General features: G+C 44.3%; 26 protein-coding genes and 1 pseudogene. 9 read left to right on the plus strand and 18 right to left on the minus strand.

Features of this window, described 5'->3' with window-relative positions:
* The first annotated feature begins 133 nt into the window (after positions 1–133).
* Positions 134–580: a response regulator gene (locus AC5JL3_RS19725; RefSeq protein WP_496076088.1), complete on the plus strand. Its 447-nt coding sequence runs from the start codon at positions 134–136 to the stop codon at positions 578–580.
* Positions 581–655: 75 nt separating this feature from the next.
* Here AC5JL3_RS19725 and AC5JL3_RS19730 read toward each other — a convergent pair whose 3' ends face one another.
* On the minus strand, positions 656–1,015 hold the full coding sequence (locus tag AC5JL3_RS19730) for a hypothetical protein (protein ID WP_496076089.1): 360 nt from the start codon (positions 1,013–1,015) through the stop codon (positions 656–658).
* Positions 1,016–1,199: 184 nt separating this feature from the next.
* Between AC5JL3_RS19730 and AC5JL3_RS19735 the strand changes: the two genes are divergently transcribed.
* Positions 1,200–1,457: a hypothetical protein gene (locus tag AC5JL3_RS19735; protein WP_496076090.1), complete on the plus strand. Its 258-nt coding sequence runs from the start codon at positions 1,200–1,202 to the stop codon at positions 1,455–1,457.
* A gap of 1,236 nt (positions 1,458–2,693) precedes the next feature.
* Here AC5JL3_RS19735 and AC5JL3_RS19740 read toward each other — a convergent pair.
* The 4 genes from AC5JL3_RS19740 to AC5JL3_RS19755 form a co-directional block, all read right to left on the minus strand.
* Entirely contained in the window at positions 2,694–2,960 is a 267-nt protein-coding gene (locus AC5JL3_RS19740) for a hypothetical protein (RefSeq protein WP_496076091.1), read from the minus strand.
* 292 nt (positions 2,961–3,252) lie between these two features.
* Positions 3,253–3,891, minus strand: a complete 639-nt coding sequence (locus AC5JL3_RS19745) for a CatB-related O-acetyltransferase (protein WP_496076092.1) — start codon at positions 3,889–3,891, stop codon at positions 3,253–3,255.
* A 64-nt stretch (positions 3,892–3,955) separates the two neighbouring features.
* Entirely contained in the window at positions 3,956–4,822 is an 867-nt protein-coding gene (locus tag AC5JL3_RS19750) for a hypothetical protein (RefSeq protein WP_496076093.1), read from the minus strand.
* A 108-nt stretch (positions 4,823–4,930) separates the two neighbouring features.
* Positions 4,931–5,137 carry a hypothetical protein gene (locus tag AC5JL3_RS19755; RefSeq protein WP_496076094.1) on the minus strand — a complete coding sequence of 69 codons (207 nt, stop codon included), beginning with the start codon at positions 5,135–5,137 and terminating at the stop codon, positions 4,931–4,933.
* Between the two features lie 174 nt (positions 5,138–5,311).
* Here AC5JL3_RS19755 and AC5JL3_RS19760 point away from each other — a divergent pair, with 174 nt between their 5' ends.
* Positions 5,312–5,500: a DUF3606 domain-containing protein gene (locus tag AC5JL3_RS19760; RefSeq protein ID WP_496076095.1), complete on the plus strand. Its 189-nt coding sequence runs from the start codon at positions 5,312–5,314 to the stop codon at positions 5,498–5,500.
* 94 nt (positions 5,501–5,594) lie between these two features.
* On the opposite strand, the gene AC5JL3_RS19765 is transcribed toward AC5JL3_RS19760, so the two are convergent.
* From AC5JL3_RS19765 to AC5JL3_RS19780, 4 genes are all read right to left on the minus strand, one after another.
* Entirely contained in the window at positions 5,595–5,930 is a 336-nt protein-coding gene (locus AC5JL3_RS19765) for a hypothetical protein (protein WP_496076096.1), read from the minus strand.
* Positions 5,927–6,514: a ParA family protein gene (locus tag AC5JL3_RS19770; protein WP_496076097.1), complete on the minus strand. Its 588-nt coding sequence runs from the start codon at positions 6,512–6,514 to the stop codon at positions 5,927–5,929. Before AC5JL3_RS19770 ends, AC5JL3_RS19765 begins: the two co-directional genes overlap by 4 nt.
* A gap of 69 nt (positions 6,515–6,583) precedes the next feature.
* Positions 6,584–6,757 carry a hypothetical protein gene (locus AC5JL3_RS19775; RefSeq protein ID WP_496076098.1) on the minus strand — a complete coding sequence of 58 codons (174 nt, stop codon included), beginning with the start codon at positions 6,755–6,757 and terminating at the stop codon, positions 6,584–6,586.
* A 19-nt stretch (positions 6,758–6,776) separates the two neighbouring features.
* Complete coding sequence (locus AC5JL3_RS19780; protein WP_496076099.1) at positions 6,777–7,184, minus strand: hypothetical protein; 408 nt, start codon at positions 7,182–7,184, stop codon at positions 6,777–6,779.
* A gap of 593 nt (positions 7,185–7,777) precedes the next feature.
* Between AC5JL3_RS19780 and AC5JL3_RS19785 the strand changes: the two genes are divergently transcribed.
* Positions 7,778–8,098 (plus strand): hypothetical protein, encoded by a 321-nt coding sequence (locus AC5JL3_RS19785; RefSeq protein ID WP_496076100.1) that lies wholly within the window; start codon positions 7,778–7,780, stop codon positions 8,096–8,098.
* A 227-nt stretch (positions 8,099–8,325) separates the two neighbouring features.
* Here AC5JL3_RS19785 and AC5JL3_RS19790 read toward each other — a convergent pair whose 3' ends face one another.
* The gene (locus tag AC5JL3_RS19790; protein WP_496076101.1) at positions 8,326–8,475 is read right to left on the minus strand and encodes a hypothetical protein; all 150 of its coding nucleotides are present in this window, start codon (positions 8,473–8,475) and stop codon (positions 8,326–8,328) included.
* A 109-nt stretch (positions 8,476–8,584) separates the two neighbouring features.
* Between AC5JL3_RS19790 and AC5JL3_RS19795 the strand changes: the two genes are divergently transcribed.
* The 3 genes and pseudogenes from AC5JL3_RS19795 (at position 8,585) to AC5JL3_RS19805 (ending at position 11,204) form a co-directional block, all read left to right on the plus strand.
* A complete protein-coding gene (locus AC5JL3_RS19795) occupies positions 8,585–9,232 on the plus strand; it encodes a tyrosine-type recombinase/integrase (RefSeq protein ID WP_496076102.1) in 648 nt (215 codons plus the stop codon).
* A gap of 321 nt (positions 9,233–9,553) precedes the next feature.
* Positions 9,554–10,294, plus strand: a pseudogene (locus tag AC5JL3_RS19800) (3-oxoacyl-ACP reductase family protein).
* 238 nt (positions 10,295–10,532) lie between these two features.
* The gene (locus AC5JL3_RS19805; protein WP_496076103.1) at positions 10,533–11,204 is read left to right on the plus strand and encodes a Uma2 family endonuclease; all 672 of its coding nucleotides are present in this window, start codon (positions 10,533–10,535) and stop codon (positions 11,202–11,204) included.
* A gap of 232 nt (positions 11,205–11,436) precedes the next feature.
* On the opposite strand, the gene AC5JL3_RS19810 is transcribed toward AC5JL3_RS19805, so the two are convergent.
* The 3 genes from AC5JL3_RS19810 to AC5JL3_RS19820 form a co-directional block, all read right to left on the minus strand.
* The gene (locus AC5JL3_RS19810) at positions 11,437–12,429 is read right to left on the minus strand and encodes a pentapeptide repeat-containing protein (protein ID WP_496076104.1); all 993 of its coding nucleotides are present in this window, start codon (positions 12,427–12,429) and stop codon (positions 11,437–11,439) included.
* A 185-nt stretch (positions 12,430–12,614) separates the two neighbouring features.
* The gene (locus tag AC5JL3_RS19815; protein ID WP_496076105.1) at positions 12,615–12,917 is read right to left on the minus strand and encodes a helix-turn-helix domain-containing protein; all 303 of its coding nucleotides are present in this window, start codon (positions 12,915–12,917) and stop codon (positions 12,615–12,617) included.
* Positions 12,917–13,471 carry a hypothetical protein gene (locus tag AC5JL3_RS19820; protein WP_496076106.1) on the minus strand — a complete coding sequence of 185 codons (555 nt, stop codon included), beginning with the start codon at positions 13,469–13,471 and terminating at the stop codon, positions 12,917–12,919. The genes AC5JL3_RS19815 and AC5JL3_RS19820 overlap by 1 nt, the downstream gene beginning before the upstream one ends.
* A gap of 281 nt (positions 13,472–13,752) precedes the next feature.
* Here AC5JL3_RS19820 and AC5JL3_RS19825 point away from each other — a divergent pair, with 281 nt between their 5' ends.
* Positions 13,753–13,941 carry a plasmid partition protein ParG gene (locus AC5JL3_RS19825; protein WP_496076107.1) on the plus strand — a complete coding sequence of 63 codons (189 nt, stop codon included), beginning with the start codon at positions 13,753–13,755 and terminating at the stop codon, positions 13,939–13,941.
* A 112-nt stretch (positions 13,942–14,053) separates the two neighbouring features.
* On the opposite strand, the gene AC5JL3_RS19830 is transcribed toward AC5JL3_RS19825, so the two are convergent.
* The 4 genes from AC5JL3_RS19830 to AC5JL3_RS19845 form a co-directional block, all read right to left on the minus strand.
* Complete coding sequence (locus AC5JL3_RS19830) at positions 14,054–14,212, minus strand: hypothetical protein (RefSeq protein WP_496076108.1); 159 nt, start codon at positions 14,210–14,212, stop codon at positions 14,054–14,056.
* 215 nt (positions 14,213–14,427) lie between these two features.
* Positions 14,428–14,646, minus strand: a complete 219-nt coding sequence (locus tag AC5JL3_RS19835) for a hypothetical protein (protein WP_496076109.1) — start codon at positions 14,644–14,646, stop codon at positions 14,428–14,430.
* 358 nt (positions 14,647–15,004) lie between these two features.
* On the minus strand, positions 15,005–15,175 hold the full coding sequence (locus AC5JL3_RS19840; RefSeq protein ID WP_496076110.1) for a hypothetical protein: 171 nt from the start codon (positions 15,173–15,175) through the stop codon (positions 15,005–15,007).
* A gap of 9 nt (positions 15,176–15,184) precedes the next feature.
* Positions 15,185–15,400, minus strand: a complete 216-nt coding sequence (locus AC5JL3_RS19845) for a hypothetical protein (protein ID WP_496076111.1) — start codon at positions 15,398–15,400, stop codon at positions 15,185–15,187.
* A gap of 112 nt (positions 15,401–15,512) precedes the next feature.
* On the opposite strand from AC5JL3_RS19845, the gene AC5JL3_RS19850 reads away from it, so the two are divergent.
* Positions 15,513–16,535, plus strand: a complete 1,023-nt coding sequence (locus tag AC5JL3_RS19850; protein ID WP_496076112.1) for a catalase family protein — start codon at positions 15,513–15,515, stop codon at positions 16,533–16,535.
* Between the two features lie 451 nt (positions 16,536–16,986).
* On the opposite strand, the gene AC5JL3_RS19855 is transcribed toward AC5JL3_RS19850, so the two are convergent.
* The gene (locus AC5JL3_RS19855) at positions 16,987–17,139 is read right to left on the minus strand and encodes a hypothetical protein (RefSeq protein ID WP_496076113.1); all 153 of its coding nucleotides are present in this window, start codon (positions 17,137–17,139) and stop codon (positions 16,987–16,989) included.
* Between the last annotated feature and the right edge of the window lie 57 nt (positions 17,140–17,196).

A 17,196-nucleotide genomic window follows, 5' to 3' on the forward strand; every position in this document is an offset into this window, starting at 1 on the left:
TCCCAAGTCAGCCCAAACAATGCATGTAATCATATACCAAGTGTACTGAACGTTCTTGACGGGAAGTTAACTGGGCAGTCAAGCGTCCGAAGTAGTTGGTAGTGATTGCGCTCAGCCGTTTGTCTCTAAAAAAATGTACACTCAACAGCAAACCCTGGAAGTTTTATTAGTCGAAGATGACCCAGATGATGTCGAGCTAACTCAGGCAGCACTAGAACGCTCAACATTGAACATCAATCTTTCTGTCATCAATGATGGTGACGAAGTATTTTCCTACTTAAATCGTCAAGGGCAGTATACTAATGCCGTCACACCTAACCTAATTTTGCTTGACCTTCACCTTCCTGGTCTTGACGGTCTGGAGGTTCTTTCTCTCATTAAAAATGATCAACGACTCAAAATTATCCCCGTGATTGTTCTGACTGGTAGTGAGGCTGAGGCTAAAACGGTCGAAAGTTATAACTTAGGTGCAAATTCTTTTGTTCAAAAGCCTACGGGGATAAAAGAGTTTACTCAATTGGTGAACCTCATTGAAGAGTTTTGGTTAAAGGCTGTGAAACTTCCTCGATTAGATAATTGAGTGCTAACAAGTCGGCATTAACTAGAAACACACTCACAATCCTCGAAAGATATAAGGTGAGCGCTCTGTCTTTTGCTAAAGGTTTTGAACCGCAACAGGTTGACGGTAATTAACCCCTGTTTTGTCTAGTTGTGCCAGGTGTGATTGTTGTAACTTATCTCTAAACGACTTGACCTCAGTGACTTTTATTATTCGTCCTGGCTTGTCAATAGGTTCTATAGCAAAACTCTCCCACCAATCCGATTGAAGGCATTTCAGCACTACCTCTAGCTCGGAGATGTCGCAGGTATTGATGTATTCGTACCTGCTAGGGCTAATCCCGTAAACATTAATCGGCTGATGCCACTGAAACTCACTCAGGACGCACCTAATATTTTCTTCTGGCACTTCTATTGCTTCTACTAATCGCGGTAATCCTGTAGTTTGACTGACCATAGTTTTGAGCTAGCTCCCCCATAAGTTAGAGGTCTATTGTTTGCCTTATCCTTCCTTCGGATGAACTTGCCCATCCTGAGCAAATCGGGTTATACCTTCCGTCAGATGGATAAAAAAGGATTGCTATTAAGTTATCTAGAGATTGAGGGCTTGCGGCTAAAGTTTCAAGGTTTCACAGCTTCCAATGGATATCGAGTTAATGAGAAGATACGCCTTAAGGATTGCGGCAACCTATGCTCTTAAGATTTTACAACAAACCTGTGACGAGAACTGTTTCAAGCATTTTGTAGACAAGCAAGAGTTTTGGTGGGAAGTGGCACAGCTTCCACCTCAGAGCCGCCATTGGTTACTTATCCAAAGATATTTTGAGTTAATGTTTGACCCGTCAACTCCGAGAAATCATAGCCAAGCTCTTTATGAACTCATAAAAGAGAGATTATAAAAAAAAGCTTATTAATCTCCATCAATCAGCTTTTTTGTGATAAGGGTTAAATCTGTCTTCGGTTTAACTCTTTTTAGTTGAAATTAATCTTAGTGCTAGTAGATAAAATAAGCAGCATCGAGTGTTTCATTTAACCACTCCAATCGAACTAGCTCGAAACTGCTAGCTAGCCCCCATTAACTTTTTGACTTAGTAATATCTGATCAATAGCTATTCTTCATATTTTTCTTCTAAAGCTTCATGTTTCCTTTCTAAAGATAGATGTGTAATCGTCTTTAATATATGAAGAGGAATTAAACTATCAGTCAATGCTTAACATCAAAACACTAAATGAAGAATGGGAACAGCGAATAAAATGGTTGTCCCAGCGTAGCTTCAGTGAAACGGATACCACCAGGTCAATAAGCTTGTGGTATTTAGCACGAAAATCAGAGGCAATTCGATTAGAGTGGTTAGAGCAAATACTAGAGTAAATCTTTCAACAAAGACCTTACAAATCACTACAACAAGGTTTTCAACTCTCTAGTTGCAGCACATCATTTATTTTAATAATCAAGAAATTATTATATCTTCTGAATTAGTAAAGTAGGATTTTAGTGTTTCAGCTTCTTCCCCAATAAAAGTAAGGCACACGTCCTCTACTTTTTCTAACTGTCCTTCGTTTTCTCTGACACAAAGGCTTTCTACCCCAACTACACTGTTGTTACATGAAAGGCAGACTTTTATTTCCGAAGCATCAAAATTAGTCCAAGCTTGAACAATACATTGGGGATTAATTAAATATTTCCCAATTTTAAAGAGCTTCATTTTCGACAATTAAACACCCTGCAATATTCAAAAACAAAAAGTCGAAGAGTTAGGTTCAAGTTAAGTTTGACAACAAGAAAATCCAGACAATAAAATATTTTGATTTTCAAGGTTTAAACCTGCGGGAAATAGAAGCAACTCTTTACCCTTAAGCGAGGCTTTACGGGAAAGGCTTAGTGCTTCACTGTAGCTAAAACACGTAAGAGGAATCCATTGAGCGCTGTGATAGCAGACAACAATATTCACAGATTCAGCGTCCTCTAGTGGAAGTGGAAGCTGCCAGCTTGAATCCATAAGTAGTAAATCTCACACCATATCTCTATATAATTTTTCCCTTTATTTACATACTGCTAACTACCTTTGGGAGTAAATTTTGAAAGGAATTCCGTTTTTGGCACGTATGAGGTTTAGAGCTTTTTGGAAGGACAGTTAAACCAAAGATTCATCGACAGGAACTGATATTGATGGCTCTTGCAAAAGAAGAATATCTAGGTTGCTGAAATGATTGGGGTCGAGGTCAGGAGGGAAGATATAGATTTCTGTGCCTATTTCCTTTACTGCTGAGTAGAGGGTGAGCGCGTCTACCAAGGCATAAGACTTGATGAGAACCCATCTGCCGCCGCTATAAGAGTAGGTCACAACCTCGTGAGAAGCGTACTCTTCTAGCGGTAGTGGATTTATCAAAGGTGATGTCACGTCATGTAGACCTTTTTATCGAGAGGATGTTTAGTATTTATTTTTGAGGCATTAGTGACCTAAATCACCGTCCAAAAGTGATATCTCTTACTGAAAAAGCCTCATGAGCGTTATCGCGGCGGCAAAAGGCATAGACTTTCGGTGGATGGGGGATTTGAGGAAATTTTGTTTTGAGCTAACTCTTTAAAAATATGATCGCACTCCGCCAGAAATTGTGTTTCGTGTCTAACCGTTAGACACGGGGCTTGTCGGAAAGTTGTCTTTCCAACGATTCGATTGCACAGACTTGATATCAGCCTTCAGTCCCTACATACTTTTCTAGTAAAGACTTACTCTCCGCACTCAACAACTCGATTTCAAATAAATCTTTATTTTGTTTCATTTTTTCTAGCGACCAATCCCACCACTTAATCTTTAGTAAAAGCTCAATAACATCGTCTTCAAATCGTTTTTTTAGAAACCTCGCTGGATTTCCGGCATGAATGCAGAACGGAGCAACATCCTTAGTCACAACAGCTCCAGCTCCAATCACGGCTCCATCCCCTATTTTCACCCCAGGTAAAATAATCACTCGGTCTCCAATCCAAACATTATTGCCAATCTCTACTCCTTTCTTATTAGCAGGAGTAACACTTCCCGTAATTTCTAGTTGCAAGACATTTTGCAGATTCAGGGTATTAGTCGTGTGGTTGGTCGAAAGAATATCGACTTCTTCTCCAATCGCACAGTATTTACCTATCTGAATCGCATCGGCACCTTTAAGTTTGATAGACCCATTAATTCTTGTTCCTTGACCAATCGATACCTTTGGACAAGTAATTTTTGAACCCTTAGCAATATAAGTTCCATTCTCAAATTGAAGAGGCTGAGATTCTAATAAAACATTTAGCTCTTGTATTTGTGTTGGCGCATAACTCTCTAGCTTCAGCATGATTATCTCCGTAACTCCTCAATAACAATTGATAGTCTTGTAGTTACCTGCCTATTCAAGCAAGTTAGCCTTCTTTACTAAGAGGCGTTGTACAATCTTTTAATAGGATTTCTACACTTTCTCTAGAATAGAAGTCCCAAAAGGCACCCTCTGAGTTCAAAAGCCTTTCCCCCAGAACTAACATCAGTTCTCGGTCATACAACTTATTTAGGTTTTTGTTTTCCAATGGCTCATTCAAGGTATGGATTTGAGGGTGAATTGCGTTTAAAGCTTTTCCTCCTGAAGCAATAACATCCTCGTATCGTAAAATTGATGGCTCTGGCAGACAGGTTTTGTACTTATCATAAAACCAGGATAAAATATAAATTTGTTTATCTATTGTATCTTTTATTTTTGCCAATCCCTGTGCCAAGATAATGTCCAATCGTGCGACAGGTGTACGACCTTTCGTAACATGAAATGGGACAGTATTCCAGGAAGCTAGCACGGACAAGGGATTTCTAATTACCGCATAAGCTAGAAAATGCTCAGTCAAGTTTTCCAGAATAGCTGTAAATATACCAGGTTCTTTAATGACCAGTAGGAAGTCAGGACTCAAGTTCTTTTCAATATCAACCTTACCGATTGAAACTAGATTTTTTCTTAAGCCGGAATCCTTTTCTTTATCCTCTCCAAAATTATTATCTGGGATTTGACCTTTAACCTGTCTTGATAGTGCCGTTTTTTGGTTGTATATTGAGGTTCTCATTTCCTCAAATACGCCTGCAACATAATCGCTAATTTCTTGATGGTTCTTGAATTTAAGAATCTTGCGAAACTCGATTGGCTCATGTAAGGCAACTGTATCCGGCAACTTATTCAACAGATGACAAGTGAGTGTCGTGCCAGCTCTGGGTATTCCGGTTAGTACAATGTTGTTATTTCTTCTCATTGAAGCTTCATCTATTAGGAATAAAATTGCACTAAAACACCATGTTAATGTTTTTTACGAAATTGCAAGAGGCAGCAATGAATTGTTTGATGAGACTCTATGCGGATTCTAATTAGCTTCCTCTACAGGTTCCTCTACTACAGGCTGTGGATCAAATTCAGCACGTATGGCTTGAACCAAACTGTTCAGTTCCTCTGGTTCCCACTCTAGTACTGTCTCTGTTGTAAGGTTTGAGTTTTTTGGGCTGTAGAAAAAGCAGCAGGCGGCACAAAAATAAGTGACAAAAAGCAGTATGGCGAATGCGATAGATTCCATTGTCAAATTCCTAGCTTTCTACTGTTGAGGGTTGTTATCCGTTCTTAAGTCGTAATACTCTCTTTTCACGACGAATCACTCCTGTCTGTCAACTACTAATTCCACCATTGAGGCATACGCCAATTTCGGTAGTGGTAGTTTCAAAGCAGGAAACCTTTCCTTTAAGGAGGAAATATGCCTGATAATCAAAAAATTCGCAGACCTCTTGACTTCAAAAGAATCAATATCAATCAACCTTATGAAGTTGAATATTGGTCGGTACGGCTGGGTGGAGTTTCTAGACTCAAATTAGAGCTTGCAGTAAAAAACGAGGGTTGTCGTGTACCTGACGTAAGAAAGTGTCTGAAAAGTCACCCAGATTAAAAGAAGGTTCTCGCAAACAGTTCAGGAATGCGATCGCACCTGACCGAGACAATGCCAAGAGTGTCTAACCGTTAGACACTCTTATAATACGTCTTTAATCATCTTTTCGCCTTGGCGTAATTTCAGACAGCAGACTTTCTGAATCTTCACCTTGCTGCCATTTCAGCCAAGCATCGAGCAACGAGTCAACCAACTCCGACTTATCCAGTTCAATTCCCCGTCGCTTTAGCTTTAACAGCTCATCCTCTACGTCTAGGTCAGTTTCTTTGCGGATGTAGTAGGTTCTACCAATCCAGTTCGGATCGCTCCGTTTTCCTATAGCTGGTCTACCGCGTTTCTTTGGTTCAGGTGATGCGGAATCCGGCACCACGGGCTGAGCTTCGTTCCGTTCACGTACCAACTTCTTGAACAAATCTTTTGGGTCGCTCATGACAAGATTTCCTTACCAACTGCTAGATAGTCTTGCCAAGCGGGTTTTGCCATCCGGTCTTTAACCTCATACACGGGTACACCTTCTAGCGATGCCTTCTCGTAGCAGATTAAACGTCTGATATCCCGTTTAAACATTGGCACCTCGGATAAAGCGACTCTAGCCTGCGCTGCCATCTTCACAGGTTTAGGGTGAACCATCGTCAACAAGATTCGATAGCGATCGCTTCCTAATGTCTGTAGTTGGTCTACCGTTTGCATTAGTGCATCAATTGCTAAAGCATCTGGGGTTGTCGGTAGTACCAAAAGGTTGCACCCATCTGCCAAGGCTTCGAGATCATCCCGGTCGGGTCTAGCCGCTGTGTCAATGACGATGTGTTCGTAGGAAGGAGAATAGAGAGCCGCTTGCATCAGGTCTACAACCTTGAACGGCAGGTGCCCTCGCTTACTCCACCCAGTCGCGCTTCGATTTGGGTCACCGTCAACCAGTAATGTCTTGCCAATCGAAGCGAAGTAACAAGCAAGATGAACGGCAGAAGTCGTTTTCCCCACGCCTCCTTTAAATCCAGCCACCGTTATTAACATGGTGTCTCCTCAACCCGTAGAGGCAGCATAATTCGCCTTGCTGCATTTGTCTATGTTCACCTTGCTGAATTACTGCCTTTTTGAATTGGTGAAACTCTTGAGTTGAACAATTAACTGGTCTAGCAACTTGTTTGACGGCATGGACTGGGGAGCCGACTTGCTCACTTGGCGGGTGAGGATGCGATCGCGTTGAACTTGGCAGGTCTTGCCAAATAGAACTCTTAACCCTTGGATAGGTTGCAAGCCCTCGTTAGTTTCAGACTTACCGAGCCAAAAACCGTGCCAGCAAGGGTAAAGTTATCGAAGTCAAGCCAACTAGCACCCAGAACGCCGCGTTTATTCCCCTCGTAAAAGCCATCGGAATGTTGGAAAAAAAGACTAAGACCGCAAAAAAGGTCAGTCCGGCTAGAAGGTAAGTTGTTCGTGAAGCCTTTGCATAACCTCCCAAACGTAAAGCTAGCCAACAACCAAGCACTTCTCCAATCCAAAAACCAGCATACGAACACAATAGGAGTACCACAAGTCCCTCAAGTCCCCCGTTCTTTTGGCTTCGTACATATACATAAGCTAAAAATAAACATATTGCCGTTAGCACGACGGCACCTGTCGCACCTCCTAGACTTGCTGCTAGATATCCTCTCCAAGAATTCAGCGACGGCTGTCTCGACATTGATAGACTCCTTTGAGCATCATCTCTACAAGTCGTTTATGTAACCTGTACTCGAAAGACTTGAAAAAGCCTAATTCCCCAATTCTTATCCACAATCTGCTGCGGCTAAAAGCTGCGGATTTTCGGCGAATTGAATCACCCGATTCTCTAGAGTCGGTTCGTCCAAGCTGAGTTCCTTAACTATTCCCGACCGGGTAACTCAGAGCTTGCACCTTATCACCTATAGACGGCTCTGTAAGGGCAAGTGCGATCGCGCCCTTGCCTACCCCTAGATCTTGCTGCGGCTAGGAGTTTCTGCCAGAATGGTATAAACAATCACTTTTGTTGGATTCCAGGTTTCACCCCTTTCAGCCGCTGCTTCATCGACGCTAGCAATGGCAATAGCAAGTCATCTAACAATAGGTGATGACTTGCTGACAGTTCGACTCCGAGAAGAAACGCGCTCACAGACGGGTTTTAGGTAATTCAAGCCATTAGACCGCAGGATAACAGCCTTCCTCAGGATGTTCTCCAACTGCCAACTTTGGGGAGACTGGACTCTTCAACAAGCTTTTAGTTCCAATTCAATCCTGACTACAGCCGGGGTAATCACTGTGAAAATTTATCGTTTCTTTGTTCCTACCTGGAATCTAATTGTTGGTCAAGGACAATTTCGTAATGATGCTCAGGTCAAAAAAGTTCTACAACAGTTAACCGATTCTATAGAACATCCGGTTGAGTTTGAAGAAATTTCCGAGCTTAATCCTGATTTACCGATGTTTTCCTCTAGTCGTTCTCAGGGCTTTGAGATTTCAACATTTATTATCCTAGCTAGTCTTTTAGGACTCTTTATCGGAATTATCCTTTTCCAGGGCTTCATGCTTAATCAAGCCGCCCAAGCTATTGATGGGTTATTTCTTTCTCTACTTCAATAAATGTAGAGTACTATCTACATTTATTGATTAGACTATCTAGTCTCAGTTGCCCTTTAGTCAGGGGCTTCAGAATGAGCGCGATCGCATTTGAAGTGTTAAATGAGCTAGAGCCGAAGTAACCGCAACGGAAATATATAACGGATATAACAAAAAAACTCTAGAATCTAGCCACGTTCTAACTTCCTAACTGCCCTTGCTATCGGTGTAACCTGATGAATTATTAGTTTTTAAAAGGCGATCGCTTCTGCCCTAACTTCTGACTTCTGTAGTATCCAATTTTGAGTACTACAAACCCGAATAGCGGATGGCATCTCCACAGCCTCCACCTTGCGGAAAGTTTTCAGGAAACCGTCTCCTTTCAAAAAACGGGGAGACACGCTCTAGTTTGATATGAATTGTGTCAGATTCTCGCATAACTATTGGTTATGTGTCTAACGGTTAGACACGTAATCCGATAATTTTGGTAGAAGAGCCGGAGCTTTTGAGATGAAAATAGACCGCCACGGTCAAGCCAAGATTCTCAGCCAGTCGGAAATCCAGTTGCTCTTTAGTCAAGGGTTGCAGACCGACCGCGATCGCGCTTTGTTCGGAATCTGCCTCTACTGCTGTTGTCGCATTAACGAAGCTTGCACCCTTAACGTTAACGATGTCTACAGCAAGGGGAAAGTTAGACCAGAGCTTCTTTTCCGCAAAGGTAACACCAAGGGGAAGCTTGCGACTAGAAGCATCCCAGTGATTGAGGATTTACGAGGGTTGCTAATTGCATACCAACATCCAGAGAGCGGGTATCTCTTTCCAGGTCGCTGGGGTAGAGGACACATCAACTCGGATTCAGCCGCAAGGATATTGAGAGAAGCTATGAGTCGGGTAGGGATTGAGGGAGGTAGCACCCACAGTTTTCGACGTACTGGATTAACCCAACTCTCGAATGCAGGTATCCCTTTGAGAGTGATTCAGGAGATATCGGGACATAACAATCTAGAGCAGTTGCAGAAATATCTAGAAGTGAAGCCGGAACAGGTTCGGGGAGCCGTAGCGGCATTGTCAATGTTGAGTCATGCGGGTAAAGGTGGGGAGTTGGGCACCGGGAGTTGGGAGCCGTGCAATCCTATTAACACTAGTCCTGAAACCTAAACAGTTGGTATGTATTCGGAATTAATACCCTAACTTGCTCAAACTATGATTTCATACGTCGGGAAATAAACCTATGACGATGTAGTGTCTAACGGTTAGACACTCGATTGCCTGATTAGTTGCGGGAGTCAAACATTGTTTTTGGGACGCTTGCTACACAAACAGCGAGGCGCAACAGCTTCACGCTCCAAGTCAGCGAAAAAGTAGTCAGTTGTCGTCAGCGTTAATGAGCAAGGTTGGGAGTTTAGCCGGATGTCAGGGGAGGCACGGGCTGTGCGTGTTCTATTTTGTAAGTAGCCGTTATCACTAAAGGAGAATTGGATGGCTGATCTAAAAGGAAAGAAAGCATTTGTCACGGGTGGTAGCCGAGGCATTGGTGCGGCGATCGCTTCACAATTGGCATCTGAGGGAGCTGATGTTGCAATTACTTATAGTAAATCCGCAGAGACGGCACACCAGGTTGTGAGCGAAATCAAGCAGTACGGGGTTAATGGAGTTGCCATCCAAGCCGATGCCATGCAGGCGGAGAGTGTTGCGGCTGCGGTTAAGGAAGCGATTCGTCAATTTGGCGGGTTGGATATTCTCGTCAACAATGCTGGGATTTTTGAGTTGAAATCGGTGAGTGAGACCACACTTGAGGATTTTGACCGGATGATGCAAGTCAATGTCCGTGCCGTATTCGCGGCTGTGTGTGAGGCGGTAAAAGTCATGGGCGAGGGCGGTCGGATTATTACCATTGGCAGCGTTTTTGGGGATGTGATGCCCTTTACAGGAGGCTCACTCTACGCGATGAGTAAGGGAGCCGTGGCGGCTATGAGTCAGGGCTAGGCACGAGATTTAGGGTCTAAAGGGATTACGGTTAATACTGTTCAACCGGGTCCGATTAATACACAACTGAATCCAGAAAACGGCCCATTTGGGGAAACGCTGAGTGCCCTGACGGCTATAGGGCGCTATGGCAAGCCGCAGGATGTGGCAGAACTCGTTACTTTTCTAGCGAGTCCAAAGGCTGCAAACATTACTGGGGCAACGCTCAATGTGGATGGTGGATTGACGGCTTGAAGCCTACGTCACGTTTGTCGGTTGGGTTGAGAGACGAAACGCAACTTTACAGCACGCAAGCAACTATAAGGAAGTACATTTTGACCCCCCAAACTCCCTGAGCAGCGGCTTAGGGGTTTCTCCTGATTGGTGCAGCATATGAGTTAATCCACTGAGGCGGAATGAGGGAAGCCAGCCAAACCTTGGTAACTTTGATGCGGAAGCTAAGCTTTCACGTCATCGGCTGTTAGACACCCTGATGATTTACGACGATAATCGAGGTTCATACCAGCAGGAAGTAACAGCGCTACTGGATGACAAGGTTTTTGAAGGAGCGATCGCTATGACTCAAGCATCTGTAAAGAGCCTAACTTTTGAGGAGTATCTTACCTACGATGACGGCACGGACAACCGCTATGAGTTGGTCAACGGAGAACTAGCGATGGTTCCACTGCCAACGGCTGACCACTCCGATGCCATTGATTTATTATCTGATGCTTTCAGAGCAGAAATCCGCCGACTCGAACACCCCTGGATAGTTAAGCGCGACGTGGGAGTATACACGCGCACAAATCCAGTTACGGGGAAAGAGCATTCTCGCACTCCGGATGTCTGTGTAATGACTTCATCACAGTGGCAAGAGTTGAAAGCTGATAAAAAATCGTCGGCTGTCCTGCGAACTCCGCCTCTACTGGCTGTTGAAATAGTGAGTCCTGGCTCTAAAAAAACAGACTACGGCAGTAAAGAAGAGGAGTATAAAGCGATCAGAATTCTTGAGTATTGGATTGTAGATCTGCGAAACGCTAAGGTTTCAGTTCTGCTACTGGAAGGTAGTAGCTATAAGACAACTGAGTTTAAAGGAAATGAACGGATTATTTCTCAGGCTTTTCCTGAATTGACTCTGACATCTCAGCAGATTCTGTCGGCGTAGAGCCATCAAGACGCTTGTTAGTGCCAGCAGTACGCGATCGCGTTCTCCTCAAGCGACTAGGGTGGGGAAAATATCGCTGATTGACCAGAGGTCACAGCACTGTTAGATGAATTGGCATAAAGCAATCAAGTGTCTAACGGTTAGACACTTAGATTGCTTAATTCGTTGCCGTAGCCGAGAGATAATCGAAGCGCGTGAGCCGAGAGAAAATTCCACCTCTGAGAAGCGCGTGCTAGTGACTCATCAAATCCATCAACTCGCTAACGACGGAGTGCGAGTCTTGTTCGCACAAGTTGGCATCAAATCGATGCACCCGCACCCCACTATGTTCAAACAGTCGTTCCCTTTCGTGTTCTTTAGCCCTTTTCTCAGGCAAGTGCCAATAACCGTCAACTTCCAAAACCGCCCATCTCCAACCCATACGAGTCGGATAACAAACGATAAAATCTACCTCAAAGCTTTTGTGATAATTCCCCAAACGAACCAAGCTATTTGGGCAGTACAACAATCCTCGTTCTTCTAATGCCTTTGCTATCTTGATTTCGGTTTGGGAACGGAAACGCATTCCTTGCCACTCTGAAATTTTGTGATTGCTGTAAACTTTCTGGCAATGATTGAGTCCACGAGAGAGAATTGTATTCTCTAGATTGGCACCACTTAGATTCGTATTGAGAAGCTCACACTTAGCAAGATTGGCATGACTCAGGTCAGCATTTGTCAAATCTGCGTCTCCTAATTCGGCATGAGCTAAGTTTGCTCCTGTGAGAATCGCACCTCGTAAAATTGCACCGCTTACGTTCGTTTCGAGCAGGCTGGCACCTTCTAAATTTGCCCCAGTCAAATTCGCTCGGAAGAGTGTGCTGTAATTCAAGATCGAACCCCTCAGACAAGCCTCGGTGAGTTGAGCGTTCTGCAAGTCAGCGTTTCTCACGTCAGCCTGTTCTAAATTGGCATTGTTTAGTTGGCTTCTTGTGAGAGTGGCTCCTTGCAGGTTGGCGTTAAAGAAGTTGACACCTGTTAAGTTAGCACCCTTGAAGTTGGTGTTTCTAAGGTTTGCACCTGGTAGTTGTGAGTAGCTCAAATCTTTACCCTTGAAGTTAGCTCCACTCAAGTCAGCTCCCGGTAAATTGAGTTGGAGTGAGCCGAGTCTTTCCAAGTCATTTTCAAGCTGGTTTGAGTGATGATTAACTGTCTCGTCTTGTTGGCTTCGGGTCGGTTTGTTCATGTTTTTTCTTGGAGATAAGTTGTGAGCCATTCAAATAACGAAGCCACCCTATCAAGTGGGTGGCAGGCAAATACATATCGCGGTTGTATTGATATTTCGTTCAACTTATGTAATTGTCATCACACAAACAGCCATGCCATTGGTTCATCAGTCGTCGGCTTTTACCCAACAAACACTAGCTAAACTCAACGCTCTGGTGGACACAGTTGATTTCTCAGTGATTCGGGAATGTCTTCCCAATGTTCCAGCAGGAAATCCATCAATGCCAGATGCCGCAGGTCAATCGGTAGTGGTGAGCGAGAGTTTTGTCCCCTCCCGAACCAACTGCGAACCGTAAGAATCGAGCGATCGCAGATCGAGGCAATTTGCTCTTGGCTAACGTCCCACTTGGAGTAAAACTTTTGGGGTGTCATCCCAAGTTGGCAGTGGGTATAAAGCCGGAGCAGGTTTTGCTCCGGCTCACCTAGAGGACGAGGTGAGGGTTTCATCAGCTTTTCTCCTCATCAACAGGTTCAAGGTCATTTTCCCAAGCGATATCAGCAACGATACGAGTGGCACTGGGGGAGTTTTTGTCTAGCCAAATCAGGTAGCACCACATCCATGCACAGTGATGAGGAGCGAAGGTATAGAATCTGCCACTGACAACACCCCAGTCTGTGTTGTCATCATCACAAATCCAGCGGAGTTTATCCCCATACAAGTAGCGAGGAGTTTCCACGTTGGGGAAGTTGGCAGGTAAATCAAGGGATGGGGACGGTACGGCAAGGTGAACTAATGCCGGAGGGATGTTGGCGCTGCCTTGACGCATAGCCTTTATGTAGTCAGCGATCGCTTTGCCGTTGAGGTTAGTGGTTGATTGTCTGATGATATTGGCGGCTAAGCTTTCGAGTTCCGGTTTTGTTGGGTTCGTCTGTGCTGTATCGAAGTCAGTATCAGAGTAATTTTGCAGTTGGGTCAGTAGTTCTGTAATGCCGAAATCGTCCAAGGCTAGCTGGTAACCTTGGGAGCGATCGCTCCGAGTGCTTCCAGGTCTGATTAACATGGTTTAAGGTCTCCTATTCGTAAGAAGGGAACCGAAAAGGCAGCGGTAAACTTTGGTCGGTGAAGCGCTGCCTTTTGGCTTCAATGCCTTACTTTGTCTGCTTTGAGTTTAGTTCCACGGTCTGCTACAAGTGCAGGATTGGTAACACAAGCAGTAAGACATAAGTAATGTTTGGCACTTATGGTAACTATACCACTTAAGGTCTTTAAGTAATTTAAAGACTTTAAGTTCTGTTGTTACTAAATGAGACAATAGGGCTAAAGGTTATATAGGTCTTGGCATTGAGCGAGAAGCAAAAATTAGTAGTCGTCAAAACTTCGATTCCTGAAGACTTACGGAACTCTTTCAAAGCTGTCTGTGCTAAGGACGGCAAGAACATGACTGATGTTCTGTTTGACATGATTCAGGATTATGTGGAGGAACGGGAAACTCCACCCCCTTCATCTGACAACAAAGGTAAGGGAGATTAGGGAAGCAATCATTGCTGGGAATCTTGACGCGATCGCGAAACGAGTAAAGCGCTTCGCAGTTCACACCTCCCAAAAATTAAGAGTGTCTAACCGTTAGACACTCTTAATTTTTTCAGGACATCATCTGATCCAAAACTGCCTTGACCCTTTTGAACTGTGCCGATTGCTTTCCCACCTCCAGCGCTGCCAGAACGCGATCGCGTTTCTCTCTCTTGGAGCGCCTTTTCCTGCCAGCACTTACGGATGCGATCACATTAGTTTGGTCAAGCAAGAAACCATTCTCTTTTCTTAGGAGAGCGATACAAATAATAAACCCAGACCAATATAGCCTGGGTTTTAGTAACTTATAAGCTAGTCAACGTTTTCGAGATTGCTGGCTAGCGGTTTTCAGATAAGAATTCAACTTAGCGCTACGGCTCAGGCTTACTCCTGATTACTTACTAAGTTAACCAGAAGCTGTGAATAAGTTGTGAATTACAACTATCTTTAAACGCATAGGTCACCGGAATTTGCGAAACGTCCAACTTCGACTCCACCAAAACACGCCTTGCTGACTTGCTGCGTGACATTGTTTCCGGCAAAATTCAACCCTTTGACTTTCAGCGCCGCTGGGTCTGGACAGATGAAGATATTGCAGACCCGTACTGATTGCTTCCAAAACAAAAAACCCTCGCCGTGAGGCAAAGGGCAGTTATCAGGGTGCATCTACTTCTTCTTTAATTCACCCCTGTTGTACAAGCGTCAGGAAGAATAGAAATTTATTCTGACTCTCCAATCACTTCCACAGCTTTTGCTTAGTCGTGGCGAGAGGTTGACAGTAACAACGGGTAGTTTCCAATGTCTCATGACCCGCGATCGCTCCTTCCCCTCAAAGTCTTCCAGTTCAATCACCTTTAGCCGCCTTAGTTAAGGGATGTTTGGAGAGCGATTGCTTCCTTTCTCCAACTTCGCGGAGTAACACGTAATCGTAGCTGTCAAACGTTCAACACTCATCAGCCACAACGTATTATGCTCTAAAAAGCTATATTTAAAAGTGTCTAACCGTTAGACACTTACTCAAACGCTAAGACTCACCAAGCTGCTTGCCAACGACTGATAAATTGCATCCAGTGACACAGGAATTACTTGCTGAGCCGCTTTTAGATGCAATCGCTCCTTGTCCTGGTTCAAGTCCTAAAAGTAGTGCGATCTGCCTTGCCGTTGATAAGTGCGATCGCTCCCACGTCTCACCCATCTCTAAAGGTCATAAGCTTGCCTGATTCTCGGCTAACCACTGCTTGCGTTGGCGAAGCCCGCCGTAGGCATCACACCAATCACTCACAATACGCTCCACCCTATCCCAAGGTTTACTAACTCGTGAACCACGACATACTCCATGAGTCTGTCTATCTAAAATCGAGCCAAGGTGATCGCACTCTTTACATCTTGGCTCAACCGCTCTTATAACAGAGTCAACCAATAGCCTCTGAACCCCGGACAGATCTAGCCTACCGGGTACTTCAGCGGCACGTTACAAGTTTTTCCTGACTTCCAAAAGTCACAACCATTGCAAGTAAAAGGTTTGAGGAGTTATGACCAATTCACAATTACCTGACTCAGAACAGGTAGCTATGACCAATACGGTTTTAGAGGCTAACCGTAAAGAGCAGCAAGAAAAGGGACCAGACTTACGGCACGTCCATGCTAAAAGTCACGGGTTACTCTGGGGAGAGTTTATCGTTGAAAGCGATATTCCAGAGACGATGAAGGTTGGTGTTTTTGCCAAACCTCTGACTTATCCCATCTGGGTTCGTTTTTCCAATGCATCCAGCCCTGAGAAGCGAGGTGAACTCAAATCAGATAAAGAGCCAGATGCTCGTGGCATGGCAATTAAACTGATGAACGTCGAAGGTGAAAAAGTCCTAGACGATGAGGAGAAAACACAGGACTTCATTCTCTTAAATCACCCAGTCTTTTTTGTGAAGGATGTCAAAGGGTATATTGATATTGCCACCGTGAAAAGTGGAAAAGCCACTCCAGAGCTGATGAAAGCTATGAAGCCTTCGCTTGCCATTGCTCAAGAAATGGGCAGCAAGAAGATTTCCAATCCTCTCGACGTTGAATATTGGAGTACGACTCCTTACAAGTTAGGCTCTAATCCCATTAAGTTTTCCGTTAAGCCTCAGCATGAAGTAGAAACCTCTACAGATGAGTCTAATTCCGATAGCTATCTGCGTGAGGCAATGGTCAACTTTCTAACTCATCAAGGGAAAGATGCCATTTTTGACTTCCTGATACAGCTTCATGTGGATGAAGAGAAAACACCAGTGGAAAACCCGATGAAGGAGTGGAAACAGGAGGATGCACCCTTTGTTAAGGTAGCAACTATCAGAATTCCTAGTCAGAAGTTTGATTTCGATGAGCGCAAGCGATTGGATGAAGGGTTACTCTTCACACCCTGGCACACCCTACCCGAACATGAGCCACTCGGCAGCGTGAATTTGGCGCGTCAGAAAATTTACCAAGAACTAGCGAAGTCTCGACGCGAACACATGGAGAAGCGTATGAGAGAGCCTCAACCTTATACTGTTGTCCAAGACGAGCCGCGTGAGTAATCCTTTGCTAGCCAAGGTTTTTGAAAATTGCACAATACCCTGAGAGGGTTTTCACCCATCAGGGTTGTTTTTTAGATACTCTTTCTTGTCGGCTCGAAGACAATCGCCCTCTCACACTTCACTACTTGGTTTTACTAAGGGTTGTACAAGTTTTTGGAGTTTTACATCTGAGGGTAGTGCCTATGTCAAGTCAAACTCCACAAGTTGAAGCGATCGCGCCTTAGCTGAGGTTTTCTCTCGCAAGCGTTGATTAATGCGATCGCTCATTCATGTCACTCCCTCCAACTTTTTGACTCAATGCTTACCACGCCTCAATCTGAGAAGTGTAATGGCTGTTCGGGCATCGCGCTTTTAGGCTGAAAAACTAAACCATGTCAGCAAATCATGTAACCGAAGTGTCTAACGGTTAGACACTTCAAACGCTAAGACTCATAGCTGTGCTTGCCAACCGCTAGCGAATTGCATCCAGTGAGACAGGAATTACTTGCTGACCCGCTTTTAAAGATGCGATCGCTCCTTCCCGCTCAAAGTCTTCCAGTTCAATCACAACTGCTCTGACTCTCTTGTACTGTGCTGACTGCTTTCCCACTTCCAACGATGCCAAGACGCGATCTGCGCTTCGCTTTACTCGCTTCGCTATCGCCCGAACGCAATTACAGCT

It is taken from the genome of Symplocastrum torsivum (assembly GCF_059505465.1).